This is a genomic window from Peribacillus sp. FSL R5-0717, assembly GCF_038002945.1.
GTDB classification, from domain to species: Bacteria; Bacillota; Bacilli; order Bacillales; family DSM-1321; genus Peribacillus; species Peribacillus frigoritolerans.
Genome location: NZ_JBBOOF010000001.1, coordinates 3812058 through 3838287 on the forward strand (window position 1 = coordinate 3812058; position 26230 = coordinate 3838287).

Genomic DNA, 26230 nt, shown 5'->3' on the forward strand with positions numbered 1-26230 from the left:
TTAAAGGAGTAGAGAAGAGTATGACGAGTGAGATCAAGAGCAAGGGATTCTTTGGTGAGTTCGGTGGAAGCTTTATACCGGGTGAACTTCAGGAAGTTATGGATATTTTAGAAACGGAATTCCTGAAATATAAGGATGACCCGGAATTCATTGAGGAGTTCCGATATTATCTGAAAGAATATGTCGGACGCGAAAACCCGTTAACACCTGCAAAGAATTTAACGGAAAAGGTTGGCGGGGCAAAAATATACTTGAAGCGTGAAGATCTGAATCATACAGGTGCTCATAAAATTAATAATGCGATCGGACAAATCCTGCTCGCTAAACGAAGGGGTGCTAAACGCATCATCGCAGAAACAGGAGCAGGACAGCATGGTGTGGCGACTGCGACAGCATGTGCGATGTTTGGCATGGAGTGTGTGATCTATATGGGTAAGCTGGATACGGAGAGGCAGGCATTGAATGTCTTTCGGATGGAATTGCTGGGGGCAAAAGTCGTAGCTGTCGAAAAGGGACAGGGTCGATTGAAGGATGCTGTTGATGAGGCATTGAATGACTTGGTGCAAAACTATGAAAATACTTTTTACTTGCTTGGTTCAGCAGTGGGGCCACACCCATATCCAACGATCGTTAAACATTTCCAATCAATCATAAGTGAAGAATCAAAACGCCAGATCCTTGAAAAGGAAGGAAAACTGCCAACTGCCATCATTGCTTGTGCAGGAGGGGGAAGTAATGCGATCGGTGCTTTTGCTCATTATCTCGATGAAGAAAATGTCCGTTTAATTGGTGTAGAACCGATTGAAGCCCCAAGTATTTCGCAAGGTGTCCCGGCAGTATTGCATGGATTCAAAAGTTTGACGTTAGTGGATGAACAAGGAGAACCAAAACCGACATTCTCTATAGCTGCAGGTTTGGATTACCCGAGTGTGGGGCCCGAGCATAGTTTTTTGAAAGAAAGCGGACGAGCGGAGTATGTGACGGTAAAAGGGGAAGAAGCTCTTGAGGCTTTTCAGGTATTATCCAAAACAGAGGGAATCATTCCGGCTCTCGAAAGCTCACATGCCCTAGCTCACGCCATGAAGCTCGCTAAAGAGTTGACAATGGATGATATACTGATCGTTAATTTATCAGGCAGGGGAGACAAAGATGTCGAGCAAGTATTCAACATGTTAGAAAAATAGGCCGAAATTAAAAGCCTCCCTGGAGATGGGAGGCTTTCAGTTTATAAAATAACTGGATCAATACTTGGGCTACCTACCTCTGAATACATATCTTTCACAAAGTCAAAACTGAAAGAGAAAATCAATCGCTGTCCCAATTTACCAACCAAATGGTCTGATGGCGGCAACAGTTGATCTCGCTTAATCGAATCATGATTAGAAAGCATCCTTATCACCTCAAGATTTAGTCCTACTATTTGAAAACAAAAAAGATTGTAGGCAAAAGGAGTACTATCTAAATGTTAAAACAAAGTTGATTGGAGCGGGTGTTCGCGACTCCTGCGGGGAAAACGTGTCCAAGGGAGACCCCGCAGGCGCAAAGGCGCCGAGGAGGCTTCCGGATCGTCCGCGGAAAGCGAGTGCATAGGTGGAAATCAACGGTCAAAATGTAAAAACTAAAAAAACTGTAGACAAACTCAATTATTATCGAGTTTGTCTACAGTCTAAAAGCCTCCCTGGAAATGGGAGGCTTTTTCTATGACTAATTATTCCCTGTAATGGGCTGGTCAACTCCATTGATATCAAGGACATTGCTTCCATTCAGGCCATTGGCCGTGAAAGTGATTGCAGCTGTGTTCCCTGAGCCGGATCCGAAAACCGATTTGGAGGAAGACTTAGGGGAAATGACGGCGCAATCACCGAATAACAGGTTTCCTTGCGCGACATTAAATACTTGAACCGGGCCGATAATGGCAGGCATATGAACCCCTCCTTTAAAAGTTTAAGTTTGTTGGTTGGTTGAATCCTCGATTGGCGTCTCTTCGTTTTCTTTAGGCACTTCCCGAATATGCTTCACTCTTGATTCCATACGTGCATGGCCTACGTTCCCCACACCAACCACAGATGAGGCCGATACCCCGATTATATTGATATTGCCGACCCGTATGAAGGGATTCGGATTTGAAAAACTTGATATGACTGGTTCATTCAATCTTGGGATATAAAATGGTTTCTTAAAAATGTCATAGTCTTCGAAATGAATATCGACTGAGTGGAAAGTTTCACTTTTCTTTTGAACGGCTAAAGCCAGGGAATTCCCGTCAATATATGAGGTATCCCCGATTTGCATGGCGGAGCTGAACGATACCGTGTCTGATACTATAGATTTTACTTTAGATATTCTTGAAAACATATTTTTTATCCTTCTGGAGAAAGCGGCACGAATGTCCCTATGATAAGGGATTCCGGCGGGGTATCGAATGCTGAGGATAGTTGGACCGTTTGTACATCCCCTATGAGAAATAAAGCAGAGCTTGCTACACCGGTAATTTTAATATCTCCTACACAAAGCTGGTGATTGGTTACATTAAACTCCATTTGGATTTCCTCCTGTCTCGGCTTGTGAATGGGTAATGAATTGGAATAATGCAGTTTGAATATCGGATTTCACCTTCTCCCTGATCTTTTCCTTGACATTATCCCGTTGCTGCGGTGCACGTTCCGCGTAAGAAAGATTATCGAAATACATATTGATACGTTGATGAAGCTGGCGTTCGACATCTTGCTTAATGAAATCATGATATGAGGGTTCCAATGATGTTTTCAGTTGGTTTTCAGCATCGGTGATCATATTTTCCAAGTCTGAAAGGATATCGTTGTGAATTTCCTGGACGACGATTTCCCTGCCTGGAAATAGGTTAGGGGCAGGCTGAACAGGTTGGTTGTTGACGGCAAATTCATCAATGTTGTTAAGGTCAGTTGGATTTAAACCGATATTCAATGTTCCATCTAAAGATTCGACTTTTAACTGATCGAATTTATATTCAATTTTATCTACATGGATTGGCGGTTTATTTTTCAGCTCGGCAATTTCATCTGTCAGGCGTTTGAGTTCGTGTTCAAGTTTCATGATCCGTTTATCCTGGGCTTCAAGAAAACGCTGCATTTGTATGGAATATGAATAGAGATCCTGATTCACGATTCAACACCCACCTTCACAATAAGTTGATTTCATATAAGACAGTATATGAAAAAGTAGGATGTAGGTGAATGCCTATGAACTAGGAGGGCGTAAATGGGACGAAACTGGCTAATGGGGTTACATCGGCTTCAATTTCGGGAGCAGGCTCAGTGAATCCCCCGGTATTGGCCAATGTGGAATATGGTTTAATCACCCCTGCACTACCTATTTGAAAAACGGATGAATTGGCGATGCTTTCAATTTTTATCATATTGATTTGTATGGTCTGGTGAATATTGAAGATCATGCTGACTCCTTTCTTAAAACATTAGAGATTTAGGACCAGTGGCTGATCAATACCATCAGTATCATTTGTATTCGTGGTGCTATAGGCATTATAAAGGGATATGGATTCACCCGTATTAAACGAGCCAGCACCTGCAAACGTTTTTGAGGTGGAATAGGGACTAATTTTAAAGACGTCACCAATATGGACAATTCCACTGCTACCGACGTTGATGACTTGAACGATTCCTACGATGGCCGGCAAGAAAATCACCCTTTTTTTATTCTGGTTTTCCCCTGAATTTAAGGCCATGAGCCTATCACTCTGAAGGGAGTTTCAATGTATTGTATGTTGACTCATGATTGATGTGATTCATCTGCCTATTAATATATTGTTATATAACAACGGTTGATATTGTTGGAATGTTGGAAATAGATATGGTAATATAATGCTAATTCAGAATTTTCAAATAAAACTAGAGGTGAGGAAATGAATGTACCATTAGTATTATCGCATTTCTTAGATCGAGCAGCCTTACTATATGGAGATAAGAAAGCCATCATTGGAGATGACAAGGTTTTAACATATTTAGAGCTGAATGGCCGTGTAAACCAGCTTTCAAATGGTTTAAGGGATATCGGTGTCAAAAAGGGTGATAAGGTGGCATATTTGGCACCTAACTCAATTGAAATGCTTGAAGGCTTTTATGGGGTATTTCAACTTGGTGCTGTAATCGTTCCCTTGAATATCCGTTTGAAGCCTGCAGATTATGTTTTCATTTTGAACCATAGCGAGTCCAAGGTCCTTTTCGTAGATCAGGAATTGTATCATCTAATTTCCCCTGTCAAGGACAAACTTGAATCGGTGGAGCACATAATCGTTCATTATAAGGATGAGGAGATAAATGAAACCGATTACAACCATTGGCTGGAACGTTATGATAACAAGTGTTTTAACCGGGAGTCAGTGGATGAAAATGATGTTTCGAGCCTTCTTTATACTAGCGGAACCACAGGAAATCCCAAAGGGGTGATGCTGACTCACCGCAACAACTATTTACATGCCCTGGGTGCGATGCATCATTTCAGGGTCAATGACCGCGATACATATTTGCACGTACTGCCGATGTTCCACGTGAATGGGTGGGGGGCGCCATTTTATTATACGGCAAATGGTGCCACTCAAGTTTGTTTGAGGAAAACCAGCCCAGAAATGATATTTAATGCACTGCAAAAGCATAAGGTTTCCATCATGCATATGGCACCGACGGTTCTGAATTCACTGTTCCAATATTATGAACGGAATGTTCCGAATATCGAGCAGGATATCCGAATCGTCGTTGCAGGCTCCGCTCCGCCTCCTGCATTCGTTACAAGGGTGGAAAAAGAGTTAGGCTGGGAGTTCATTCAAATTTACGGAATGACAGAATCAACACCTGTCAGTCTGATATCGCTGATTCGTTCTGAATTCGAAGATCTTCCGGAAAAAGAAAAATACAGAATGAAGGCGAAAGCCGGATATCCCATCATAGGCAGTGAGGTAAAGGTTATCCATGAAGATGGTGAGGAAGTTGCCCATGATGGCGTGGATATCGGCGAGCTTATCGTCCGCAGCCATGGAGTGATGTTAGGTTATTGGAAAAATGAAGAAGCGACCAGCCAGACACTGATAAATGGATGGCTGCATACAGGGGATATGGCCACAATCGATGAAAACGGGAATGTGGATATATTAGACCGCAAAAAGGATATAATCATTAGTGGCGGAGAAAATATCTCTTCAATAGAAGTGGAAGGCATACTCTACGAACATCCGGACATTCTTGAAGCGGCGGTCATTGCCGTTCCGCATGAAAAGTGGGGAGAGACACCGCATGCCTTCATCGTGCCAAAAATGGGCGTGGAATTATCGGAGGATGATATAAAGGCCTTCACACGGGAAAAATTAGCTCATTTTAAATCAGTTACCAGTGTGTCGTTCGTCGATGAGCTTCCAAAAACGGCATCGGGGAAAATACAAAAAATCCATCTCCGTAATGATTATTGGGAATCTAAGGGGAAAACAGGCAGATTCGTTAATTGAAGCTCGCTAACGCTGTTCAGAAATGAACAGCATTTTTTTGTTGCCGTTTAAATTCGGTTTCATATTAAGCTATGCAGATATCGATCCTGATGAAAGGAGGATCGAGGTGGACACTGATATGTAAGCCGCTAACTCAAGTCATTGTTGGATAAGGGAAGGTTAATCAGGAACACTGGAATTTGTTTTGAAAAAAAGCTTCTTGTTTTACGATAAAGTGTTACTATTATAAAATATTTCAAATTATTATAATTTTTCTTTTTTCATTATGTTGATTTTAACAATTTTGGATTGTGGGGGAGAGCATTGAAACGTATTCATTATAGCTGGTTTATTTTAACCATAACATTCTTCTCGATTATTGTAGCCGGAATTGTTAGGTCATCATCGGGAGTATTCATCGTACCATTTGAAAATGAGTTCGGGTGGGACCGGTCCGTCATTTCTTTAGCCTTTGCCATAAGTCTTTTTCTTTATGGATTATCGGGTCCTTTCATGGCCGCCCTAATTGAGGTGCTTGGATTGAAGAAAATGATGGTATCGGCCATGTCCACTTTATTGGCAGGGATTCTCCTCACTTTTTTCATGCAGCATGAGTGGCAGCTCATTTTAATTTGGGGAATTATCATTGGATTGGGTTCTGGAGTGTTTTTAACGGTATTAAGCCCATATGTGGCAAATCGTTGGTTCGAGAAGAGGCGGGGGCTGGCGGTCGGGATACTGACGGCAAGTACGGCCACGGGCCAGCTCATTTTACTTCCGATTTTAGCCATCATCATTGAGGGTTATTCGTGGAGATGGGCGATTGGATTAATTTTGGTCCTTAGCTTGATCATGCTGGCAATCATCCTTTTATTCATGAAAAACAATCCGAAGGAAGTCGGCACTCTTCCATATGGATTGGAAGAGGAACAGCAGGAGGCTGTTACAGTCCAAAAAAAGAACCCCATCGCCATGGCTTTTAAGTCGTTGATTGAAGCAGTGAAAGTGAAGGAATTCTGGTTATTGGCAGGTAGCTTTTTTATATGCGGACTTTCAACGAGCGGGTTAATCGGGACACATTTCATTTCTTACTGCATTAGTTTTGGTTTACCGGTTGTGACGGCAGCATCACTGCTATCTTTCATGGGAATCTTTGATTTGATTGGTACGACTGTATCCGGGTGGCTATCAGATCGTTTTGATAACCGTTGGCTGTTGTTTTGGTATTACGCTCTAAGGGGTGCTTCCCTCGTATTACTCCCTTTTGCATTAAATGAAGGTTCTATCGGTCTATTGATTATTTTTTCCGTTTTCTATGGCTTGGATTGGATAGCGACCGTCCCTCCGACCATAAGCATTTCAAGGCAAGTATTTGGCTTGGAGAAAAGCGGGATCGTATACGGGTGGATATTCGCGGCCCATCAGGTGGGTGCAGCAGTGGCGGCGTACGGTGGAGGGCTTATCTTCAAAATATTCAACTCCTATACATGGGCATTCTTCCTTGCTGGAATCTTTTGCTTATTGGGCAGCTTGTTTGTCATACTGATAAAAAAGCACAAAGCGGTCACGAAAGTTAAAGGTGATGCAATGGAGATATAGAAAAGATGTTAAATCTGTATGAATGAAAGAGGGTGTACCTATGAAGGGCGCAATGGTACCATTGCAGGAAAGTAAACGGATAGTAAGCATCGATATTTTACGTGGATTAGCCATTTTAGGGATATTTTTAGTGAATATGCCTTCTTTCCACTCCCCGCTCTTGTACATAGATGGTGCCGAGCGGTGGGCAGGAGGATGGGATGGGATTTTGTACAGATTCAGTGATATAGTCGCACAGGCCAGCTTTTATCCGTTATTTGCCTTTCTGTTCGGTTTCGGGGCAATCATTTTGGCAGTAAGGAGTGAAGAAAAGGGTATTTCATTTCCGTTACTATATATGAAAAGGCTAAGTTTCCTGCTGATACTTGGCTGTATTCATGCTTTCTTCATCTGGCATGGGGACATCCTCATTAATTATGCTGTATTTGGGTTTGCATTTTTGTTTTTTTATAAGATGAAGGGCCGGAATTTAATTCTGCTTGGCTCGGTTTGTTATGTCTTGCCTTTTGCAATATTGGGTTCTCTATTTCTTATAATGGGCACTTTTGATAGTGAAGGGATGGCGATCACGACTGATTCGGCGATGATGAAACAGTCTTTGGAAGTTTATCAATCTGGTACATTTACGGAACTGATGAGTCAAAGGGCGTTGGATTGGTATATGGTGAACAACCCTTTAAATGCCATTATCCTTTTTTTATCTATTTTTCCGTTTTTTTTAATGGGAGCAGGCGTGGCAAAACAAGGCTTTCTCCAAAATCCAACCCAATATAAACGACAATTGAAAGCGATATCGATCGTAAGCTTGCTATTGGGCATGTCAATTAAGATGCTGCCATATGTGACGGTATACCATTTTGGAACGATATTCGTCCAGGATTATTTGGGAGGACCGTTACTTACGATTTTTTATATCACGGCAATCACTCTTTTGGCGGAACGGGCAGGGGCTTCCCGCCTGTTACATCCGCTTTCGTATATCGGAAGGATGTCGATGAGCAATTACTTGTTCCAATCGATGGTATGTACGGGCATTTTTTATTCATATGGCCTTGGTTTATATGGATCAGTCTCATATACGACAGGATTTGTTTTTCTAATAGCCCTGTTTTGCCTGCAAATCCTGCTTTCCTTATTGTGGATGGGCCTTTATGAATACGGACCGGTTGAATATATATGGCGTTTTTTTACGTATGGTAAAAAGCCGGTCATGCGCAGGTAGGGACCAGTTAAGGAGAAATGTAAATGATGTTCATTAAATTGTTGGTTTTACCCATTCAGGTGGATACTTAGTTTTGTTTTTTTGTAAAAGCCTATGATATGATGAAATGGAAACTGAACGAGGGGGCAAAAAAATGACACATATGCATATTACAGCTTGGGTTATCGGAATCATTCTTTTCTTTGTCACATATTCGATGCTTAAAGGTGCAAACCCGAAAGCGAAAATGCTACATATGATAACACGGTTGTTCTATCTATTGATTTTCCTTACTGGCGGCATGCTGATCACTGATTTTGGTGCTTACGCAGTAAAAATGATTGTTGGAATCATCGTGATTGCGGCGATGGAAATGGTGCTGGTCCGTACGAAAAAAAGAAAAAGCACAGGTGCCATGTGGATATTGTTCATCGTAGCGCTTGTATTCGTCCTTTATTTAGGACTTTCACTGCCACAAGGAATGGACTTTTTTTAATACAGAATTAAAGACGGGTAAATGAGGAAATCTCATTTACCCGTTTTCTTTTAACCGTTATTGTGAATTCACTTTCTCAATGACGATCCTTTTTCCGGTGTTCAGGGTGAATTCAAAACGATCATGATCCTTTTTCCCGTAAGAAAAATGGTGCTGAACGAGACAAATTTGGCTCTCGTTATCAAAGGTGAAGAAATTCACGCCGGACTGGTTTGGGACGGCCCTTAAAAAAGTGAGCTGGTTATAGCTATATATACAATCATAAATAGAAAAATCTAGTGAATTCAATGTCGTTACAAATTGGAAAAAGGAATCATCGTTCAATTCTTCCAATAAACGTTCAAAAGAGTAGAGCAGTTTTTTGCGTATCCGAATGGGCTCATTTTCCCTTAAGAAGGTGATTTCCCGATGAAGCAGGATCTTTCCCTCTTCTTCAATTACTCCTTGCTGCCAGCGCCCGCCCCTGTACACTTCGATGATGCTGTCAACGTGGTCTTCAATGGAGCAGGCCTCATCTGTTTCATCATCGAAAAAAATCCATTGTTGATTGATATTTTCCACTGTTCCTTCGGTAAAAGCTCTTGTTTGCCTATTCATTAACTTAGTTCGTTGTTGCTGACTCATACATATACCTCCAATAGTGGAATCCTCACCTACTTTTTAGTCAAAATCCAATGAAAATATAACTGTATATTTTAAAATATTATGGACAAATAACCATCTTTCCGTCTTTGCATAGGCTATGTTTAACACGGGATGCTTTGCTCAACAATTCATTAACGACGCCGGGCGTTGTTGGCAGGTGGCCCTACGGAATGATGCTGAGCGATACTTAGGGACTGTAAATCTTTTTAAGACAGGGAGCCAATATATTTTTGATAGTCCGGATAGAAAGGATGAAGTGTAAAATGTGTGGGATAACAGGCTGGGTGCATTTTCAAAAAGATTTACGGACAAAAACGAAAACGCTGGAAAACATGACAAAAACGTTGGCAAAGCGGGGGCCTGACGAAGATAATGTTTGGAGCGAAGCCCATGTTGCCTTTGGTCATAAACGGTTAACGGTTGTCGATGCGGAAGGCGGAAAACAGCCGATGACGAAAAATCAAGAAAACGGCAGATATACGCTTTGTTATAATGGTGAGCTATATAACACCGAGGATATTCGTAAACAGCTATTATTAAAAGGATATTCCTTTAACGGTCATTCTGATACAGAAGTTTTGCTAACTTCTTATATAGAATGGAAAGAAAAATGCATTGACTTGTTCAATGGGATTTTTGCGTTTGCGATTTGGGATGAAAAGGAACAGAAATTATTCGTCGGAAGAGATCGCATGGGAGTAAAACCATTCTTTTATGCGGAAAGGGACGGCGGGTTCATTTTCGGATCGGAGCTGAAGGCGATTCTGGCCCATCCGGATGTTAAAACGGAGATTGACCGCGAAGGGTTGTCTGAAGTTTTTGGTGTTGGTCCATCCCGGAAGCCAGGTTCAGGCGTATTTCATGATATCCAGGAATTAAGGCCTGCCCATGCGCTTACTTTATCAAGGAAAGGCCTCCGGATTTGGAGATATTGGAATGTGAAAAGCGAAGAACATCGGGATACGCTTGATGAGACGGCCGAGAAGGTTCGCTTCCTTGTCGAAGATGCAGTGACGCGGCAACTTGTATCTGATGTTCCGCTTTGTACCTTCTTATCAGGAGGGCTTGACTCAAGCGCAATCACGGCCATTGCTGCAAATGCCTATCAAAAAGAAGGGAAAGGCCAGCTTCATACGTATTCCATTGATTATGAGGATAATGAGCGTTATTTCAAGGCAAATGATTTCCAGCCAAACTCCGATGGGTATTGGATTAAAAAGATGTCGGATAGTTTTAACACGGTTCACCATTCATCGGTTATCTCTCAAGAGCAGCTGACAAATTATTTAACGGAAGCTGTCCTTGTAAGGGACCTCCCAGGCATGGCGGATGTCGATTCTTCTTTACTTTGGTTTTGTAAGGAAATCAAGCGGGATTTTGTCGTAGGCCTGTCTGGCGAATGTGCGGACGAAATTTTTGGAGGTTATCCTTGGTTTCACCGTGAGGATGATTTGAATCGTGCTGGCTTTCCATGGATGAGATCTACGGATGAGCGGGTATCTTTATTGAAAACGGGATGGCGCGAGAAATTGAAGCTGGAGGAATATGCCCAGGAAGCTTATTTGGCCACCCTTGCCGAAACGCCTAAATTGGAAGGGGAAAGCGGAATAGCGGCAAAGCGGAGAGAGCTTTTCTATGTGAATTTATTATGGTTCATGACGACGCTCCTTGACCGGAAGGACCGGATGAGTATGGGGGCAAGTCTAGAGGTGCGCGTGCCATTTGCCGATCATCGCCTTGTTGAATATGCATGGAACATTCCTTGGGAAATGAAAATGGAAGGCAACCGTGAAAAGGGTATTCTTAGGAAGGCTTTGGAGGGGCTATTACCGGATGAAGTATTGTATCGTAAAAAAAGTCCATATCCAAAAACCCATAACCCTATATATACAGACCGTGTGCAGGCGTGGTTGAAAGACTTACTGACGGATAAAAATTCGATCCTGCATGAATTTTTCGATAAACAGAAGCTAACCGATATAGTAGATTCCAAGGGTGCGGCTTTTAAAGTGCCATGGTTCGGCCAATTGATGTCAGGGCCACAATTGCTCGCGCATTTGGCACAGACCCATGTATGGTTCAAAGAATATGATATCCAAATAATCGAGTGAAAAAAAAGGGGCGGATGATTATCAACGCCCCGTTTTCATTTGCCTAATGATTGATTGCGAGAATTTTATATTGATAACCACCCAATTCAAATTTGCCAACTTGTGTGGTTTCCTTCGTTCTTAAATCCGTTAGAGTACGTCCTTTCAAATCAACAGGAAGGGTGAAGGATTGCTTGATATCGGTCGGATTGATGAGGATCACGACAGAACGTTTTTCATTATACTTTTGGTAAGCCACGATATTTTCATTTCCGGCTGTATCAAGGAATTTAAACTCCCCGTCATTGGCAAGTAACCTTTCTTCTTTTCGCAAGTGGATCAATGCCTTAATTTCATTGAGTAGCTCGGTGTTTTGTTTTTCTTCTTCCCAGACCATGCATTTTCGGCATCCTGGATCCATGCCGCCGGTTAAGCCGATTTCATCTCCATAATAAATACAAGGGCTGCCATTGAATGTCAGCAGGATTGCGTGAATGAGCTTGGCTCTAGCTAAATCTTCCCCGCAATCCGTGAAAATCCGCGGTGTATCATGGCTTCCAAGAAGGTTGAATGTCACGTCAAAAACATTGGTTGGATAACTGTGATAGATGGCTGTCATTTCTTCAGTGAACTCGCGTGCATTGATGGTTTGTGAAGCGACCAGGCGAAAAACTTTGTTGGTGAAAGGGTAATTCATGACGGCATCGAACTGATCGCCGCGAAGCCATGGCATGGAGTCATGCCAAATTTCCCCAAGGATATAAAGGTCAGGCTTTATATTTTTCACCGTTGTTCGAAATTCACGCCAGAATGGCTGATCGACTTCATTTGCCACATCTAGCCGCCAGGCGTCTATATCGAACTCCTTGATCCAATAAGCCGAGACTTCGAGCAGATATTCTTTCACCTCCGGATTTGCCGTATTCAATTTTGGCATCGATTCAAAAAAACCGAATGTTTCATAATTGGGCCTTTCCCCTCCCTTAAGAGGGAAGCTGTGAGGGTGGAACCAATCCTTATATTTCGATTTCTCCCCTTTTTCGAGTAAATCCTGGAAAGGGGGGAAATAGTAGCCGCTATGGTTAAAAACGGCATCCAGCATGACCCGTATATTCCGTCTATGGCATTCGGCTATTAGTGTTTTCAATGTTTCCTTCGTTCCGAATTGCGGATCGATACTCCGATAATCAATCGTATCGTATTTATGATTGGAGTAGGCATGGAAGATAGGCGTGAAATAAATTCCATTGATGCCGAGATTCTCAAGGTAATCCAAATGTTCAAGGATTCCTTCGAAGTCCCCGCCAAAAAAATTATCCACCGCCGGTTCTTCACTTCCCCAGGGTTTCACACCTTCGGGGTCGTTGGCGGGGTTTCCGTTCGCAAATCGTTCAGGGAAAATTTGGTACCAAATTGTATCTTTGACCCATTCCGGTGCCCCGAAAACTTCATTTTGATGGAGATAGGGAATCGCGAAATAGCATCCGGGATCTCGGGGAGGCTCTTTGAAGAAGCCCTTTTCCGTGTAAATGGAGCATTCTTCTTCTGCCGATACCTTGAACCCATATCGAATTCTTCGGTAGGGAGGCTTCACATAGATATGCCAATAATCATAACGGGTATCGCTGCCCGACAGACTCATGGGAAGTTCCTCGTACAACCATTCACCATTATTTGAAATGTATGGATCCCCAAAAATCAATCCAACTGAGGAGATATCTTGTTTTTTCGTGCGTAGGCGGATATGTAGGGTTTCAGTGTTGATAGGATAGCCGTAATTGTCATTAGGTCTATGGTGTATGGATGAAAATTCCATGAAAACCACTCCGATTCTATAAGTTTTGGGACTGTGAAAAAGGAAACTTCCGGCTGTTACGAGGAGGGTCTCTATGAAGTGGTACTAAGCCAGGTAAAGTGCTTTTTCATTTTGGTTATATACCCAATTTCAATTGAAAGAAGCACTTATTAACTAAAAAATAACAAAAATTGTTCATCACTACAAGGAAATAAATACGCCAAGGAAAATGTTGTAAAAATCAAAGCCGTTCATATAATGATAACAATAGCTTTGGTATCGCTTTCATCAATTGGCTTTATTTGAAGTACTGAACTGAAAAACAGTATTATTTGGTGCTTTTGGACATGATAGAATAAACATTGCAAAAAGGAGAATGAAAGTGAAGAAGCTGATTTTTCATTTGTTCATGTCCATATTATTGATTGTTAGTGTAAGTGCTTGCGGATCCAGTTCAGATTTAGAAAATAAAAATAAAGCAGTGAAAGAAGATAAGAAAAAAGAAGACGAAGCCAGCGATGAAGCGAAGCCGGAAAAATTGATCATTTGGGAGGAAGAAGGTAAAGCGGAGGCCCTAAAGCCGGTGATTGAAGCCTTTGAAAAAGAATATGGAATCAAAGTTAAGCATGAAGAGCTTGAAATGGCTACCGGGATGTATGAACGACTTCGTCGAGATGGGCCAATCGGAAATGGAAAGGCACCGGATGTCGTAACTTTTTCCCATGAGAAAGTCGGGCAAATCGTGAAGGAAGGCTTAATTCAGGAAGTGAAGGTGAAAGATGAGGTATTGAATGCATTCATTGAACCTTCAATTAGGGGGGAGATGTATCAAGATAAGGTTTTTGGATTGCCAAAGTCCGTAACCACCTCCGTCTTCATTTATAATAAAAAATTGATGGCTAAGGCTCCTGAGACGATGAATGACCTTTATAAAATGACGAAGGAATTAAGAAAGCGTAACGTGCATGGTTACTATGCCAAGTGGAATGATTTCCATGATTCGTATGGAGTAATGGCTGGAATGGGAGGTTATATATTTAAAGATAAGAATGGAAAGTTAGATCCTTCCGACATTGGTTTGAATAATAAGGGTTCCATAAAAGGGGCTGCGTACATCCAAAAATGGTATAGGGCGGGTTTGATTCCTAAAGGCGGCAAGGCAGGAATCGAGAAGTTGTTTTTACAAGGGAAATTGGCTTCTATCATGAGTGACGGGAACTCATTTACCGAGCGAAAGGATACAGGAATTGCCCCCATGCCAGAATTGCCCAATGGTCAGCCAATGAAAACGTTCATGGAAATCAAAGGCTGGCATGTAACAGCATTCACAAAACACCCTTATTGGTCTACGAAGTTAGTTGAATATTTGACTAATGATGATAATGCAATGAAGCGTTTTGATTTAACAGGGGAAATCCCACCTAATAAATCAATTAAACACAATGCCGCAATCAAAGAAAATGAAAGGGCACAAGCCTTAAGCATACAATTACAATACGCCGAACCAGTGCCGAATATTCCGGAAATGAATAAAGTATGGGGACCGATGAATTCAGCCATGGATGAAATGACCACTCAAAAAGCAAAACCAAAAAGGGCTTTGGATAAAGCGGTCAAGAAGATAAAAAAAGAACGTTAACCGTGTTTGGCTCTTTTCCAATTCAGTAACCATAACCAGTATCCCCAGTTTGTCCCTTAAGTGTAAAGTTTTTTATAAATTGGATTTGACGTTAAGGGGTCAAAAGGCTAATCTTAAAGGCGTAAAGAGATAGCTAGGAGGAGAACGGATATGAGAAAAAGAGCGTTATCACTCGCTTTAATTCCGCTGCTTCTTTTTTACGCCATTCCAGTAGGAGCAGCTGAAAAAGAACAACGAACTTGGAAGGATGAAAGCGTATATTCATTATTGGTCGACAGATTTTTCGATGGGGATACCCAAAATAATGGAGATGCGAACGTGAATGACCCTTCCACGTTTAATGGCGGGGATTTCGAAGGTGTCACGAAGAAACTGAATTATTTAAAAGATATGGGTTATACCGCTATCATCCTTTCACCGATTTTCGCTAATGATGCAAATGGCTATCATGGCGATTGGGTGGCCGATTTTTATAAAACGGATAAACACTATGGGACAATGGAAGAGTTTAAAAAACTCGTGAATGAGGCACATAAACGCGATATGAAGGTGATCATTGATTTTCAAGCAAACAATGTGGGGCCTGAATCCGCGTGGCTGACCGATCCCAAAAAACAAGATTGGTTCCATGAAGAAAAAAAGATTTCCAAGGACGGTAGCCAAACGGATTTGGAAACAGGGTGGGTTGATGGTCTTCCCGATTTGAATCAAGATAATGAGGAAACAAGGAAATATTTACTTGATGCTGCCAAATGGTGGATAACGGAAACCGATATTGATGGATACCGTATAAATAAAGTCCAATACGTAGCAAAAGATTTTTGGAAGGAATTTGTGGATGCAGTCAAATCTGAAAAATCAAATTTCTATACAATCGGCGATGTTCAAGGTGATGCGAAATTGATCTCAAGCTACAAGGAGACGGGTATCGATGCTTTTATGGCTTATCCGCAAAATTCAGAGCTACGGGAAGCATTTGCTGCACCCGATAAAGAATTGAAACCTGTTTTTAATGCGTTTGCGAAAAGCGAAGATGAATTAGGGGGCAATGCCCATCAGGCTTTGTTCATGGATACAGAGGGATTGCCCCGGTTTACAAAGGATGCAGCCGACCATAACGAAAATCCAGGTTCCAGATGGAGGATGGCCCTGTCGTATCTATATACGATGCCAGGGGTGCCAATCGTATTTTATGGATCGGAAATTGCCTTGAACGGCGATATTGCCCCGGATAATCATAAGTTGATGAATTTTAAGACAGAACAGGAATTGGTGGAATATATAACGAAGCTTTCTGATCTCAGAGACATGTACCCAGCATTGGTAAAAGGGGATATGGAGCTTTTATATGAAGAAGGAGGAGCTTCGGTATTCAAGCGTGAATATGGTGATGAAACGATCGTCGTCGCCATGAACAATACGACTGAAACTCAAACGATAAACCTTGCTGATAAGGAACTTGAAAGTAATAAAGAGTTGAGAGGTATGCTGAATGGGGATCTGGTCCGCAGTAAGGACAACAGCTACTCTATCGTAATCGACAGGGAGACGACAGAAGTCTATACGCTGTCACCTAAGTCGATTATTAATATTCCTTACCTGTTAGTCATAGGATTGGTTCTTCTCATTTTTGGTATATTCATTGCTTTGGTTATTAAACGTTCAAAACGGAATCAACCAAAATAATCATATACCTCTCGATTGTCGGTAGCCGCCAAACATTGTCCCTAAGGCTTTGTGGAAAACAGGATCGGGAGGTTACAGCATGAATAAGACCTGGTGGAAAGAAGCGGTTTGCTATCAAATTTACCCGCGCAGTTTCATGGATAGTAATGGTGATGGGGTCGGAGACATAAAAGGTTTGATTTCAAAGCTCGACTATCTGCAGGAATTAGGGATAGATGTCATTTGGATTTGCCCTTTTTATAAATCGCCCAATGCGGATAATGGCTATGATATTAGTGATTATCAAGCAGTTTCCGATGAATTCGGTTCAATCGAAGATATTGATCTGTTATTGAAAGATGTTCATGGGCGTGGGATGAAGGTGATACTCGACCTTGTTTTGAATCATACAAGTGATGAGCACCCCTGGTTCGTAGAATCAAGTTCTTCCCGCGATAATCCGAAACGGGATTGGTATATTTGGAGGGATGGTCAGGATGGCCGTGAGCCTAATAATTGGGAAAGCATCTTTTCCGGAAGTGCCTGGAAATTCGATGAAAGGACCAATCAATACTATTTACATCTATTTGCCGAAAAGCAGCCGGACTTAAACTGGAAAAACACTGATGTGCGAAAGGCATTATATGAAATGGTCAATTGGTGGCTCGATAAGGGAATCGATGGCTTCAGGATTGATGCAATCACGCATATTCATAAGCGTGAAGGCCTTCCGGATATGCCCAATCCTTATTGGCATCAGTATGTACCTGCTTTTGAAATGCATACGAATCAGGACGGGATTCTGGATTACCTTCAGGAGTTGAAAGAAGAGACTTTCTCTAAGTATGATATCATGACGGTCGGTGAGGCCAATGGCGTCAGGATAGAGCAGGCGGAAGAATGGGTCGGGGAATCGAATGGGAAGTTCAATATGATCTTTCAATTTGAACATCTTGGTCTATGGAATAGGGGACAGAATCATGCTGTTGATGTTCAAGGGTTAAAGCGAACGATGACCAAATGGCAAAAGGGGCTGAAAAACAAAGGATGGAATGCCTTGTTTTTTGAAAATCATGACCAGCCGAGAAGTGTATCCACCTGGGGAAATGATCATCAATATTGGTTGGAAAGCGCAAAAATGATAGGGGCCCTTTACTTTTTCATGCAAGGGACACCTTTTATTTATCAAGGTCAGGAAATTGGCATGACAAATGTCCAATTTGATTCGATTGATGATTATGATGATGTCGGAATGAAAAACTTTTATAGGATAGAGACCTCGAAAGGTCGACCTCATGATGAGATCATGAACATTATATGGCATAGCGGCCGTGATAATTCACGAACACCGATGCAATGGAATGATCTTGAAAATGGCGGATTCACTCATGGAACCCCTTGGATGAGGATTAATCCAAATTATCGCGCCATTAATGTAGAACAGCAGAAAAATGACCCGTCATCCATCTATCATTTTTATAAAAAGATGATTGAACTTCGAAAAAAACATCAGGTCCTTGTTTATGGGGAATATGAGTTATTATGGGAAGATCATCCTGAACTTTATATTTATACAAGAAACATGAATGATAATTCAGTTATGGTAGTATGTAACTTTAGTATGAATCACCATCAAATCGATCTTTCTTATTGGGGGGAAATGGAACTCTTGCTGGCTAATTATGAGGATTGTCCTAAGGTGCCCCTTATTGATTTACGTCCATATGAAACGAGGATTTATCGTTATTGATTCAATGGACTTGATTGGAAATTAGCCTAAAACCTATGTAGTTAGTCGTCTGACTTCTTAATTTCCAATAGACCTGTCGTTTTTCAAGAAGCTGATCATCCATCAGCTTCTTTTTGAATTTTAAATCCAGATGAAAAAAACGGAAAAGTGAGTATTTTCTGAAAAATTAAATAAACATTAAAAAAGTATGGATATAACTATTGAACTGAGTGTATTATGAATACATACAAAATGTATAAATATAAAACGAATATTAGAGAAGTGTTTATTGGTATTCACCTTTTTTAAATGAAGTCAATAAAGGCTAAGAAAGGAGAGGGGAAATGCATGGCCATCACAATAAAAGATGTGGCACAGCTAGCGAATGTTGCTCCTTCAACAGTTTCTCGAGTGATTGCAAATAATCCTCGGATAAGTGAAAAAACAAAGGTACGGGTACGTAAGGCAATGACTAAATTAGGATACCATCCAAACTTCATTGCACGTAGTCTTGCCAATCAATCGACCAGGATCATTGGCTTGGTAATGCCAAGTTCGTCAAATGATTATTATCAAAATCCCTTTTTTCCTACGATCCTCCAGGGTCTAAGTGAGGGAGCTCAGGAAAACCATTATTCCCTGTTGTTAAGCACGGGAAAAACAGAAGATGAAATCTACGAAGGAGTAGTGAATATGGTGCAGGGGGGGATGGTGGATGGAATAATCCTGATGTATTCAAGGATGAACGATCACATTCTGACCTATTTGAGGGAAAGGGATTTTCCATTTGTGATCATTGGGAAACCCTATGATTACATCGAGGAGATAACATATGTTGATAACGATAATGTCTTGGCTGCCGAACAGGCAACGGATTACCTCATAAAGCTAGGACATGAAAGGGTTGGATTCATCGGAGGTGATGAATCCCTCATGATGACCATTGATCGCTTATCAGGATATGAACGGGCATTGGAGAGGGCTGGGATCGATCGAAGGATGGAATATACCCTGCATGAAGATTTTTTGCATGAAGGGGGACAAGCCGCTGCAAAAAGGTTACTATCCATCGATGAACCACCTACCGCTTTGGTAGTCAGTGATGATCTCATGGCACTTGGCATCGTGCATTCACTTCGCGAAATGGGCGTGCGCACTCCTGAAGAAATGTCAATCGTCAGCTTCAATAACGTTCTTTTCTCTGAACTGTCATTACCAGCCCTGACCTCCGTAGATATTAATATTTTTGATTTGGGATATCAGGCCGCTAAGGGCCTCATTCATATACTGCAGACTGGAGATGCTCCTGCCGGGACCATCATTCCACATCATTTCGTGGAAAGGCATTCCTGCAGATCGATCAAGCAAGGTGCAATGGCCATGACTTATTGAACGAGAGGGCATTGCGTAAAAGCAATGCCTTTTTTATCTAGTAAATGTACGCTGAAACTTTTGAATGCATGTACACCCGTTCCGTGTCTGACCAAATGATTCTCTTTAAGATATTGAATGGCTGCAATGACTTCTTCAAGGATCTTTGGTTCGAGGCCTAGTTGGTTGTGACCGCCATAGATTTTGGAGACTGCCTTGATCTTTGCGATTTTTTCTAACGAATTAACAAGGTCTTCAGGGTTTGTCGAGGGATAAAAGGCATAAACGGGAGTATCTGAATAAAGCAGGTCGCCAGTAAATAAAAAACCTGTTTCATCATCCAAAATTGAAATGTCGCCAGGCGAATGACCAGGTGTATGATAAATGCTTAAACTTCGGTTCCCAAGATCAATCATGTCCCCGTCCGATAAAAGCCTATCGGGGTACACCTGGTATGGCTTGTATGTATCACGATTGAATGAATCGGGTATGGTTAATGTGATATCCCGGGCCATGTTCTTTCTTATTTGTTCCAAGGGCAAACCTTCAATGCCGTTAATCAGCCAATTGGCATCATCACCATGAACATAAATCGTTTCATAATCACCGTGACCGCCAATATGATCCGCATGAACGTGTGTGGTCAGGACGATGATCGGAAGATCGGTAAGCTGGTCTGTAATCCGCTTAGAATCGATGCCTAATCCTGTGTCGATTAACGCAGCCCGGGTCTCACCAAGTAATAAAAAGGAATGAACTTTCTCCCAATGACCATATTCACTGATTGCAAACGTTTTTGAGTCCAATCCCTGAACGGTGAACCATGGATCTACAATATTTTTCAAAAATGACTCCACTCCTTCCCTGTCATATATTCCGCGTTATCCGGAAATATCCTGCCTGAAAGAGTAAAAGCAGTGGATTTCAATTTATGAAATCCACTGCTTTTGGAAAAAAGGTAAGGCCTTATCCGTTAACAACGGTCCCACCATTTACATGGATGACTTGTCCGCTGACATAGGATGAATCATCACTTGCCAAATATACATAGGCTGGTGCCAATTCCTCAGGCTGACCTGCACGGCCCATTGGAGTATCCTGTCCGAATTTGGCAACATCCTCTTCGCCGAATGAGGCAGGAATCAGCGGTGTCCAGATCGGTCCAGGCGCAACACCATTCACTCGGATGCCATCTTTTGAAATGGAGTTCGACAGGGCTCTTGTAAATGCAAGTATTGCACCTTTAGTTGAAGAGTAATCGATTAGTTTTGGGTTGCCCTGATAGGCTGTGATAGAGGTTGTATTAATGATGCTGCTTCCTTTTTTCAGGTGCTTCAATGCAGCTTTAGTTAAGTGGAACATCGAGAAAATATTCGTGCGGAACGTTTTTTCCAATTGTTCAGCTGAAATGTCCAGGATACTTGTCTGCACATGCTGTTCTCCGGCGTTGTTGACTAGAATGTCCAAACCGCCAAATTCATCAACCGTTTTTTTGACGACTTCCTGGCAGAAGGCTTCATCACCGATATCACCGGAAATGAGTAAACATTTCTGGCCTTCTTTTTCGATCAATTCTTTTGTCGCTTTGGCATCCTCGTGTTCATCCAAGTATGCAACTGTCACATTCGCTCCTTCTTTAGCGTAGTAAATGGCAACTGATTTTCCGATTCCGCTGTCTCCTCCCGTTATGATTGCCGTTTTACCTTTTAATTTGCCGCTTCCTTTGTAGGCAGCATTAACTGAATCAGGGTTCGGTTCCATTTTTGTTTCCAATCCAGGTTGATGCTGCTGATGTTGAGGTGGAAATCCTTGTTTGTTCTGATTTTGGTTTTGAGTAGTCAAGATATAAACGCCTCCCATTTAATGATCTACGCTTTTTCTATTCCTTCTTTTAGGAAAAAGAAAACATGGAAAAAATACCCATAAAAGTTTTGGTTTATGTGTTTTAACTGAAGGGAACATGACTAGTCTTTCCATGTTCAATGAAGGCGATTCATAAGAAAAAGAGGAGGATGAGCGCTGATGGAGGCAGTTGAAACAAATGAAAAAAGGCCCACCCAAAGCAGGTGAGGCCTTCATAATTAGCGGTAATTTAAGAATTGTACATCAATGGACAGATCAGCGCCCCGAATCGCGGAAATGATTCCTTGTAAATCATCCCGGTTCTTACCGGTAACCCGGATTTGATCATCCTGGATCTGGCTTTTCACTTTAAGGCCGCTATTTTTAATGATGGTATTGATCTTTTTTGCTTGCTCCTTATCGATGCCTTGAATTAACTTGGCCCGTTGGCGAACGGTACCGCCAGAAGCTCCTTCCAATTTTCCATAATCCAGGTTCTTGACGGGTACGTCACGTTTAATGAGTTTACTGATGAGAACATCCTTCAGCTGTTCGAGCTTATATTCATCGTCGGATACCAAAACCAAGTCTTCTTTATCAATTGTGATGCTGCTTATGCTCCCTTTAAAATCATAGCGTGTCTGTATTTCCTTCATAGCCATGGTAACTGCATTCGTTACCTCTGAAAAGTCTACTTTCGAAACAATATCAAATGAATTTTCCTTTGCCATCACTTACCTCCAGCAGGGTTTATTTCCTTTATTATAGAGAAAGTATGATAGGAAGACAACTATCTAAACGATAATTAAAAAAGCGAGGGGACAAGCCCCACGCTTCATTTATGGTCCGTTTTCTTCGAATAGGAGTGCTTACCTGCAGCAAGGTTTTCCTGATAAGCGATATTTTTTTCAGCATTTCTCGCTTGGTTATCTTTTGGCCTTTTATTGTCATCGGTTGTTTTGGACATAGTGAAAACTCCCTTCCATTATCTGATCAATATATATTGTTCACAATTATGGAAGGGAGTATGTATGTTTATGATTTCTCAGGGGTATCGTTTAAGAAGAAGAGGGCAATTGTGCCAGGGCCGGCATGCGCGCCGATGACGGAGCCAATTGTATGGATCATGAAGCCGGTTGTCCCGAATTCATTTTGGATGGCTTCCTTCCATTCCAGGGCCGTTGCTTCATCATCACCATGACTGATGGCAATCGTTTGGGTAGTTAAGTTTTTGCCTCTTTCGTGCATTAATTCGATTACACGTTTGATCAATTTCTTTTTGCCGCGTATCTTTTCAAGCGGAACAAGCTTCCCATCTTCAACATGCAATAACGGTTTAATGTTTAATAAACCGCCAACAAGGGCAGATGTTTTGGAGATGCGGCCGCCACGGGCCAGATATTCAAGGTTGTCTACAGTGAATAGATGCTCCATATGCCGGGTTTGGAATTCTATGGCAGCCAGAATTTCTTCTTTAGTGGCACCGTTTGCTGCCAGATCGGCTGCTTTCTTTACAATTAAACCGACGCCCATCGAAGCGCATTTCGTATTGACGATTTCAATGTCAACGTCAGGGTACTCTTCCTTCACCTGGTTAAGAATCATGACTGCCGTTTGATATGTTCCTGATAACTCGGAGGAAAAGGCGATATATATCCCTTGTTTTTTCTCTTTGGCAAACTGTGTGAAAAGTTCTATAAAGTATTCTGGAGAAGCTTGCGATGTTTTCGGGGCTTTTCCTTCAAGCATCGCCTGATAGACTTCGTGAGAATTAATGGTAAGTAAATCTTCATAAGTTTCCCCGTCAAGATGGACTTGTAAAGGGATTAATGAAACATTGTTTTCCTTATAGAAAGACAACGGCAAATCACATGCACTATCTGCAAGAATTGTGATAGCCATAATACACCTGCTTTCTTTTTACAATTTTTAGAAAATGAGTGGTCACTCTACTTTTTAGTGTAGCACGTAACGGTAAAAATTCAATCTCTACGTAAATAGAATAAATAATTAAGGGTAAAAAGATAATAGAATAAGGGTGAAATGGAGGTTTTTAGGATGTACAGTGGTGAAATGAAGAAAATTATCATAGTTGTGGTCGGGGCATTGCTTAATGCCATCGCAATGAACTTTTTTCTAATACCGGCAAACGTATATGCAAGCGGATTTACCGGAGTGGCCCAGCTTCTATCGAGGATGATTGGATCTTTTGCTCCTATTAATGTATCGACAGGTATTCTCTTGCTTTTATTGAACATTCCAGTAACGATCATTGCTTGGCGAAAGGTAGGAAAGTCTTTCACTTTTTATAGTTTCCTCAGCGTTGCCTTGATGTCCTTCTTTATGGAAATCATCCCGATTACACGCTGGTCACCTGACATATTATTGAATGCGGTATTTGGCGGAGTCATAGCTGCAGTTGGTGTGGGGATCACCTTGAAATACGGTGCATCGACTGGCGGAATGGATATTATCGCCATGCTTCTTTCACGGAAGAAGGATAAACCTGTAGGGACTTATTTATTTCTGCTGAATGGCGTGATCATTGTAACGGCAGGTGCTGTTTATGGACCGGAAAAAGCTTTGTATACACTTGTTACCCTTTATACATCGACCCGTGTCGTGGACGCGATACATACACGTCATGAAAAGCTTACGGCAATGATCATTACAAAGAAAAGCGAAGAGCTTAAACAGGCAATCCATGCTAAATTAGTCCGCGGAATTACAAGGGTTCCCGCAAAAGGTGCATTCACTAACGAAACTAAGGAAATGTTATTGATTGTCATTACAAGGTATGAACTGTATGACCTTGAAAAGATCATCAAGGAAGTGGATCCACACGCATTCACAAACATCATAGAAACGTCAGGAATTGTTGGGACTTTCCGCAGGGAATGATATTAATGAAAAATCAAGGCCATTACACTTCTATTACAAAAGAAGGTATTTCGGCGTAATAAGTTTATTGCCTGTACAAAACGGCTAATTCTTATATTGTAGCGCCAATTTAAAATCTTATGAAGGAGTGATTAAAATGGCTAACGACGAAAAAATGAGCAGGCAGGAAGCAGGCCGTAAAGGCGGGGAAGCCACTTCTAAAAATCACGACAAGGATTTTTACCGGGAAATTGGGCAAAAGGGCGGAGAAGCCACTTCGGATAATCATGATAAGGAATTCTATCAGGAAATTGGACAAAAGGGCGGGGAAGCCACTGCTGACTCCCATGGTAAAGATTTTTATAAGGAGATCGGTGAAAAAGGCGGTAAGGCACGAAATAACAATTGATGAAAAACAAAGCGAAAGCCTCCAGGAATCCCTGGAGGCTTTCACATTATTTAGAGTGATTTTCCAGCTCTTGCTGGAGCTCTCGCAATTGTTCTTTTTCAGCCTCGTTCGTATTGGCAAAGGCTGATGAAAGAGCGTTTTTAGCGATTTCCTCTGTCTTATGCTGGTCACCGTCATGCTCAGAGTGGAGAGCTTCTTCAACAAATTCCCTAGCCTTTTGGAATAATTTGTTTCCCATTAGAAGCCACCATAGCTTTGTTCAGACATAATTCTTAACCTGTCTTTTTCTGCCTCTTCAAACGTAGTGTGATAAGGGATTTTTTCGGCATGCCTGGCAACACTTTCTTTGCCCTGCTGTACAAATCGTTTAGATTTACTGCTTTTACCCATTCTTATCTCCTCCGATTCTGAGCGTTGTCGACAACGGAATAGATCTGTTGTCCATATTAGTTTGGCTTGAAAGTTGAATATTATGAAGGTAAAAAATGACGAATTAGGCTTTTATATTGAATTTTTCTTCGAGGAAGACGGCTATACCATCTTCTTCATTCGTCAATGTCGTCGAATTTGCTACCGTTTTTACTGGTGAGATCGCATTTCCCATGGCCACCCCGGTTCCCGCATATTCGAGCATTTCCAAATCATTATCTTCATCACCGAAAGCGATTATCCTGTTTTGAGGAATTTCCAGATAGTTGGATACGCGTTTTAGCCCAACGGCTTTACTTAACCCGCTTTTTATTATTTCGATGATATGAAAGGGCTCTGCCCAGCGGCGGTGATCGACCAATTCTGCATGGACATCGGATAGATGCTGGCGAATCTGCCCTACGAATTCACTATCTGTGTGAATCAGCATCGAAGTTGGGGAATCCTGAAGGTAATTGCGTAAATCACCTGTCTTCATGATCGGATTTCCTAGATTGAACATGTTCATCAACTTTTCATCATGATAATGGACATAAACTTCATCCCGGACTTCAGCGATGATGTTATGATATGTAAACTGATCACACGCTTCGACAATTTCTTTCGCAACATTTATATCCAGTGGAGAGTGGTATACCCCCCAGCTTGTATGTAATGGGTGATGGACGAAAGCGCCATTGAAATTAACGATTGGTGTAGTCAGCCCCAGTTCCCGGTAATAAAGTTCACTTGAGCGAAAGGGGCGCCCGGTGGCGATCATAACCTCGTGTCCATCTTCTTTAAGTTTTAGGAGTGTTTTTTTAGTCCTTGAAGAAATTGTTTTGTTATCTGTAAGTAAAGTGCCATCAAGATCCAATACGATTAAATGTTTCTCAGTCATGTACACACCTTCTGTTCTTTTTGATTTCATTATATGCAAATATTGTTAAGCCTATTTTAAAGTAAATGTAAATCTTTTTCATTCTTTATG

General features: G+C 41.6%; 27 protein-coding genes and 1 pseudogene. 12 read left to right on the top strand and 16 right to left on the bottom strand.

All coding sequences use genetic code 11. The annotated features are described in order from the left end of the window. Positions 1 to 20 precede the first annotated feature (20 nt). The gene (trpB, locus tag NYE65_RS18375; protein ID WP_340861414.1) at positions 21 to 1184 is read left to right on the top strand and encodes a tryptophan synthase subunit beta; all 1164 of its coding nucleotides are present in this window, start codon (positions 21 to 23) and stop codon (positions 1182 to 1184) included. Between the two features lie 520 nt (positions 1185 to 1704). Here the strand turns inward: trpB and NYE65_RS18380 are convergent. The 6 genes from NYE65_RS18380 to NYE65_RS18405 form a co-directional block, all read right to left on the bottom strand. Further along, complete coding sequence (locus NYE65_RS18380; protein ID WP_063596493.1) at positions 1705 to 1923, bottom strand: spore germination protein; 219 nt, start codon at positions 1921 to 1923, stop codon at positions 1705 to 1707. 21 nt (positions 1924 to 1944) lie between these two features. Next, a complete protein-coding gene (locus NYE65_RS18385) occupies positions 1945 to 2355 on the bottom strand; it encodes a spore germination protein GerPE (RefSeq protein WP_268590617.1) in 411 nt (136 codons plus the stop codon). A gap of 5 nt (positions 2356 to 2360) precedes the next feature. Then, positions 2361 to 2540 carry a spore gernimation protein GerPD gene (locus NYE65_RS18390; RefSeq protein WP_264640531.1) on the bottom strand — a complete coding sequence of 60 codons (180 nt, stop codon included), beginning with the start codon at positions 2538 to 2540 and terminating at the stop codon, positions 2361 to 2363. Next, complete coding sequence (gene gerPC, locus NYE65_RS18395) at positions 2530 to 3141, bottom strand: spore germination protein GerPC (protein ID WP_262870998.1); 612 nt, start codon at positions 3139 to 3141, stop codon at positions 2530 to 2532. The genes NYE65_RS18390 and gerPC overlap by 11 nt, the downstream gene beginning before the upstream one ends. Before the next feature lie 82 nt (positions 3142 to 3223). Then, positions 3224 to 3430: a spore germination protein GerPB gene (locus NYE65_RS18400; protein ID WP_034314608.1), complete on the bottom strand. Its 207-nt coding sequence runs from the start codon at positions 3428 to 3430 to the stop codon at positions 3224 to 3226. 21 nt (positions 3431 to 3451) lie between these two features. Continuing rightward, the gene (locus tag NYE65_RS18405; protein ID WP_063232412.1) at positions 3452 to 3673 is read right to left on the bottom strand and encodes a spore germination protein; all 222 of its coding nucleotides are present in this window, start codon (positions 3671 to 3673) and stop codon (positions 3452 to 3454) included. A gap of 225 nt (positions 3674 to 3898) precedes the next feature. Here NYE65_RS18405 and NYE65_RS18410 point away from each other — a divergent pair, with 225 nt between their 5' ends. From NYE65_RS18410 to NYE65_RS18425, 4 genes are all read left to right on the top strand, one after another. Next, on the top strand, positions 3899 to 5491 hold the full coding sequence (locus NYE65_RS18410) for a long-chain-fatty-acid--CoA ligase (RefSeq protein WP_340861415.1): 1593 nt from the start codon (positions 3899 to 3901) through the stop codon (positions 5489 to 5491). Positions 5492 to 5794: 303 nt separating this feature from the next. Next, positions 5795 to 7069, top strand: a complete 1275-nt coding sequence (locus tag NYE65_RS18415; RefSeq protein ID WP_340861416.1) for an MFS transporter — start codon at positions 5795 to 5797, stop codon at positions 7067 to 7069. 40 nt (positions 7070 to 7109) lie between these two features. After that, positions 7110 to 8291, top strand: coding sequence for a DUF418 domain-containing protein (locus tag NYE65_RS18420; protein ID WP_340861417.1), 1182 nt, complete (start codon positions 7110 to 7112; stop codon positions 8289 to 8291). A 133-nt stretch (positions 8292 to 8424) separates the two neighbouring features. Further along, positions 8425 to 8766 carry a YisL family protein gene (locus tag NYE65_RS18425; RefSeq protein ID WP_048686864.1) on the top strand — a complete coding sequence of 114 codons (342 nt, stop codon included), beginning with the start codon at positions 8425 to 8427 and terminating at the stop codon, positions 8764 to 8766. A gap of 57 nt (positions 8767 to 8823) precedes the next feature. Here the strand turns inward: NYE65_RS18425 and NYE65_RS18430 are convergent, their stop codons facing one another. Continuing rightward, positions 8824 to 9390: a DUF2777 domain-containing protein gene (locus NYE65_RS18430; protein ID WP_020018810.1), complete on the bottom strand. Its 567-nt coding sequence runs from the start codon at positions 9388 to 9390 to the stop codon at positions 8824 to 8826. A 284-nt stretch (positions 9391 to 9674) separates the two neighbouring features. On the opposite strand from NYE65_RS18430, the gene asnB reads away from it, so the two are divergent. Beyond that, entirely contained in the window at positions 9675 to 11522 is a 1848-nt protein-coding gene (gene asnB / locus NYE65_RS18435) for an asparagine synthase (glutamine-hydrolyzing) (protein WP_340861418.1), read from the top strand. A 43-nt stretch (positions 11523 to 11565) separates the two neighbouring features. Here the strand turns inward: asnB and NYE65_RS18440 are convergent, their stop codons facing one another. Continuing rightward, positions 11566 to 13317, bottom strand: coding sequence for a glycoside hydrolase family 13 protein (locus tag NYE65_RS18440; protein WP_340861419.1), 1752 nt, complete (start codon positions 13315 to 13317; stop codon positions 11566 to 11568). Positions 13318 to 13678: 361 nt separating this feature from the next. Between NYE65_RS18440 and NYE65_RS18445 the strand changes: the two genes are divergently transcribed. From NYE65_RS18445 to NYE65_RS18460, 4 genes are all read left to right on the top strand, one after another. After that, positions 13679 to 14935, top strand: a complete 1257-nt coding sequence (locus NYE65_RS18445) for an extracellular solute-binding protein (RefSeq protein ID WP_412762686.1) — start codon at positions 13679 to 13681, stop codon at positions 14933 to 14935. A gap of 150 nt (positions 14936 to 15085) precedes the next feature. Continuing rightward, complete coding sequence (locus tag NYE65_RS18450; RefSeq protein ID WP_340861420.1) at positions 15086 to 16621, top strand: alpha-amylase family glycosyl hydrolase; 1536 nt, start codon at positions 15086 to 15088, stop codon at positions 16619 to 16621. 79 nt (positions 16622 to 16700) lie between these two features. Then, positions 16701 to 18350 carry a glycoside hydrolase family 13 protein gene (locus NYE65_RS18455; RefSeq protein WP_340861421.1) on the top strand — a complete coding sequence of 550 codons (1650 nt, stop codon included), beginning with the start codon at positions 16701 to 16703 and terminating at the stop codon, positions 18348 to 18350. A gap of 327 nt (positions 18351 to 18677) precedes the next feature. Next, positions 18678 to 19721: a LacI family DNA-binding transcriptional regulator gene (locus NYE65_RS18460; protein ID WP_340861422.1), complete on the top strand. Its 1044-nt coding sequence runs from the start codon at positions 18678 to 18680 to the stop codon at positions 19719 to 19721. On the opposite strand, the gene NYE65_RS18465 is transcribed toward NYE65_RS18460, so the two are convergent. From NYE65_RS18465 to NYE65_RS18485, 5 genes are all read right to left on the bottom strand, one after another. Next, the gene (locus NYE65_RS18465) at positions 19715 to 20545 is read right to left on the bottom strand and encodes an MBL fold metallo-hydrolase (RefSeq protein WP_340861423.1); all 831 of its coding nucleotides are present in this window, start codon (positions 20543 to 20545) and stop codon (positions 19715 to 19717) included. The two genes, NYE65_RS18460 and NYE65_RS18465, sit on opposite strands and share 7 nt — an antisense overlap. Positions 20546 to 20666: 121 nt before the next feature. After that, positions 20667 to 21542, bottom strand: a complete 876-nt coding sequence (locus NYE65_RS18470) for an SDR family oxidoreductase (RefSeq protein ID WP_372464620.1) — start codon at positions 21540 to 21542, stop codon at positions 20667 to 20669. A 239-nt stretch (positions 21543 to 21781) separates the two neighbouring features. Next, the gene (locus tag NYE65_RS18475) at positions 21782 to 22273 is read right to left on the bottom strand and encodes a YajQ family cyclic di-GMP-binding protein (protein ID WP_034314577.1); all 492 of its coding nucleotides are present in this window, start codon (positions 22271 to 22273) and stop codon (positions 21782 to 21784) included. Positions 22274 to 22377: 104 nt separating this feature from the next. Further along, entirely contained in the window at positions 22378 to 22509 is a 132-nt protein-coding gene (locus NYE65_RS18480; RefSeq protein ID WP_072272565.1) for a DUF3941 domain-containing protein, read from the bottom strand. Between the two features lie 68 nt (positions 22510 to 22577). Then, complete coding sequence (locus tag NYE65_RS18485) at positions 22578 to 23444, bottom strand: DegV family protein (RefSeq protein ID WP_340861424.1); 867 nt, start codon at positions 23442 to 23444, stop codon at positions 22578 to 22580. 156 nt (positions 23445 to 23600) lie between these two features. Between NYE65_RS18485 and NYE65_RS18490 the strand changes: the two genes are divergently transcribed. Then, positions 23601 to 24443 (top strand): YitT family protein, encoded by an 843-nt coding sequence (locus NYE65_RS18490; protein WP_034314573.1) that lies wholly within the window; start codon positions 23601 to 23603, stop codon positions 24441 to 24443. A 136-nt stretch (positions 24444 to 24579) separates the two neighbouring features. Further along, a pseudogene (locus NYE65_RS18495) lies at positions 24580 to 24828 on the top strand (KGG domain-containing protein); the annotation flags it as partial. A gap of 49 nt (positions 24829 to 24877) precedes the next feature. Here the strand turns inward: NYE65_RS18495 and NYE65_RS18500 are convergent. The 3 genes from NYE65_RS18500 to NYE65_RS18510 all read right to left on the bottom strand — a co-directional run bounded on the left by NYE65_RS18500 (position 24878) and on the right by NYE65_RS18510 (position 26140). After that, positions 24878 to 25069 carry a DUF3813 domain-containing protein gene (locus NYE65_RS18500; RefSeq protein WP_034314570.1) on the bottom strand — a complete coding sequence of 64 codons (192 nt, stop codon included), beginning with the start codon at positions 25067 to 25069 and terminating at the stop codon, positions 24878 to 24880. Beyond that, positions 25069 to 25221, bottom strand: coding sequence for a hypothetical protein (locus NYE65_RS18505; protein WP_164468789.1), 153 nt, complete (start codon positions 25219 to 25221; stop codon positions 25069 to 25071). The genes NYE65_RS18500 and NYE65_RS18505 overlap by 1 nt, the downstream gene beginning before the upstream one ends. Before the next feature lie 103 nt (positions 25222 to 25324). Beyond that, the gene (locus tag NYE65_RS18510; protein WP_340861425.1) at positions 25325 to 26140 is read right to left on the bottom strand and encodes a Cof-type HAD-IIB family hydrolase; all 816 of its coding nucleotides are present in this window, start codon (positions 26138 to 26140) and stop codon (positions 25325 to 25327) included. Positions 26141 to 26230: the final 90 nt, after the last annotated feature.

Bases quoted from the DNA above. Each gene is read 5' to 3' on its own strand.
- trpB (WP_340861414.1), top strand. From the start codon at position 21: ATGACGAGTGAGATCAAGAGCAAGGGATTCTTTGGTGAGTTCGGTGGA.
- NYE65_RS18380 (WP_063596493.1), bottom strand. From the start codon at position 1,923: ATGCCTGCCATTATCGGCCCGGTTCAAGTATTTAATGTCGCGCAAGGA.
- NYE65_RS18385 (WP_268590617.1), bottom strand. From the start codon at position 2,355: ATGTTTTCAAGAATATCTAAAGTAAAATCTATAGTATCAGACACGGTA.
- NYE65_RS18390 (WP_264640531.1), bottom strand. From the start codon at position 2,540: ATGGAGTTTAATGTAACCAATCACCAGCTTTGTGTAGGAGATATTAAA.
- NYE65_RS18400 (WP_034314608.1), bottom strand. From the start codon at position 3,430: ATGATCTTCAATATTCACCAGACCATACAAATCAATATGATAAAAATT.
- NYE65_RS18410 (WP_340861415.1), top strand. From the start codon at position 3,899: ATGAATGTACCATTAGTATTATCGCATTTCTTAGATCGAGCAGCCTTA.
- NYE65_RS18420 (WP_340861417.1), top strand. From the start codon at position 7,110: ATGAAGGGCGCAATGGTACCATTGCAGGAAAGTAAACGGATAGTAAGC.
- NYE65_RS18425 (WP_048686864.1), top strand. From the start codon at position 8,425: ATGACACATATGCATATTACAGCTTGGGTTATCGGAATCATTCTTTTC.
- NYE65_RS18430 (WP_020018810.1), bottom strand. From the start codon at position 9,390: ATGAGTCAGCAACAACGAACTAAGTTAATGAATAGGCAAACAAGAGCT.
- asnB (WP_340861418.1), top strand. From the start codon at position 9,675: ATGTGTGGGATAACAGGCTGGGTGCATTTTCAAAAAGATTTACGGACA.
- NYE65_RS18440 (WP_340861419.1), bottom strand. From the start codon at position 13,317: ATGGAATTTTCATCCATACACCATAGACCTAATGACAATTACGGCTAT.
- NYE65_RS18450 (WP_340861420.1), top strand. From the start codon at position 15,086: ATGAGAAAAAGAGCGTTATCACTCGCTTTAATTCCGCTGCTTCTTTTT.
- NYE65_RS18455 (WP_340861421.1), top strand. From the start codon at position 16,701: ATGAATAAGACCTGGTGGAAAGAAGCGGTTTGCTATCAAATTTACCCG.
- NYE65_RS18460 (WP_340861422.1), top strand. From the start codon at position 18,678: ATGGCCATCACAATAAAAGATGTGGCACAGCTAGCGAATGTTGCTCCT.
- NYE65_RS18475 (WP_034314577.1), bottom strand. From the start codon at position 22,273: ATGGCAAAGGAAAATTCATTTGATATTGTTTCGAAAGTAGACTTTTCA.
- NYE65_RS18480 (WP_072272565.1), bottom strand. From the start codon at position 22,509: ATGTCCAAAACAACCGATGACAATAAAAGGCCAAAAGATAACCAAGCG.
- NYE65_RS18485 (WP_340861424.1), bottom strand. From the start codon at position 23,444: ATGGCTATCACAATTCTTGCAGATAGTGCATGTGATTTGCCGTTGTCT.
- NYE65_RS18490 (WP_034314573.1), top strand. From the start codon at position 23,601: ATGTACAGTGGTGAAATGAAGAAAATTATCATAGTTGTGGTCGGGGCA.
- NYE65_RS18500 (WP_034314570.1), bottom strand. From the start codon at position 25,069: ATGGGAAACAAATTATTCCAAAAGGCTAGGGAATTTGTTGAAGAAGCT.
- NYE65_RS18505 (WP_164468789.1), bottom strand. From the start codon at position 25,221: ATGGGTAAAAGCAGTAAATCTAAACGATTTGTACAGCAGGGCAAAGAA.
- NYE65_RS18510 (WP_340861425.1), bottom strand. From the start codon at position 26,140: ATGACTGAGAAACATTTAATCGTATTGGATCTTGATGGCACTTTACTT.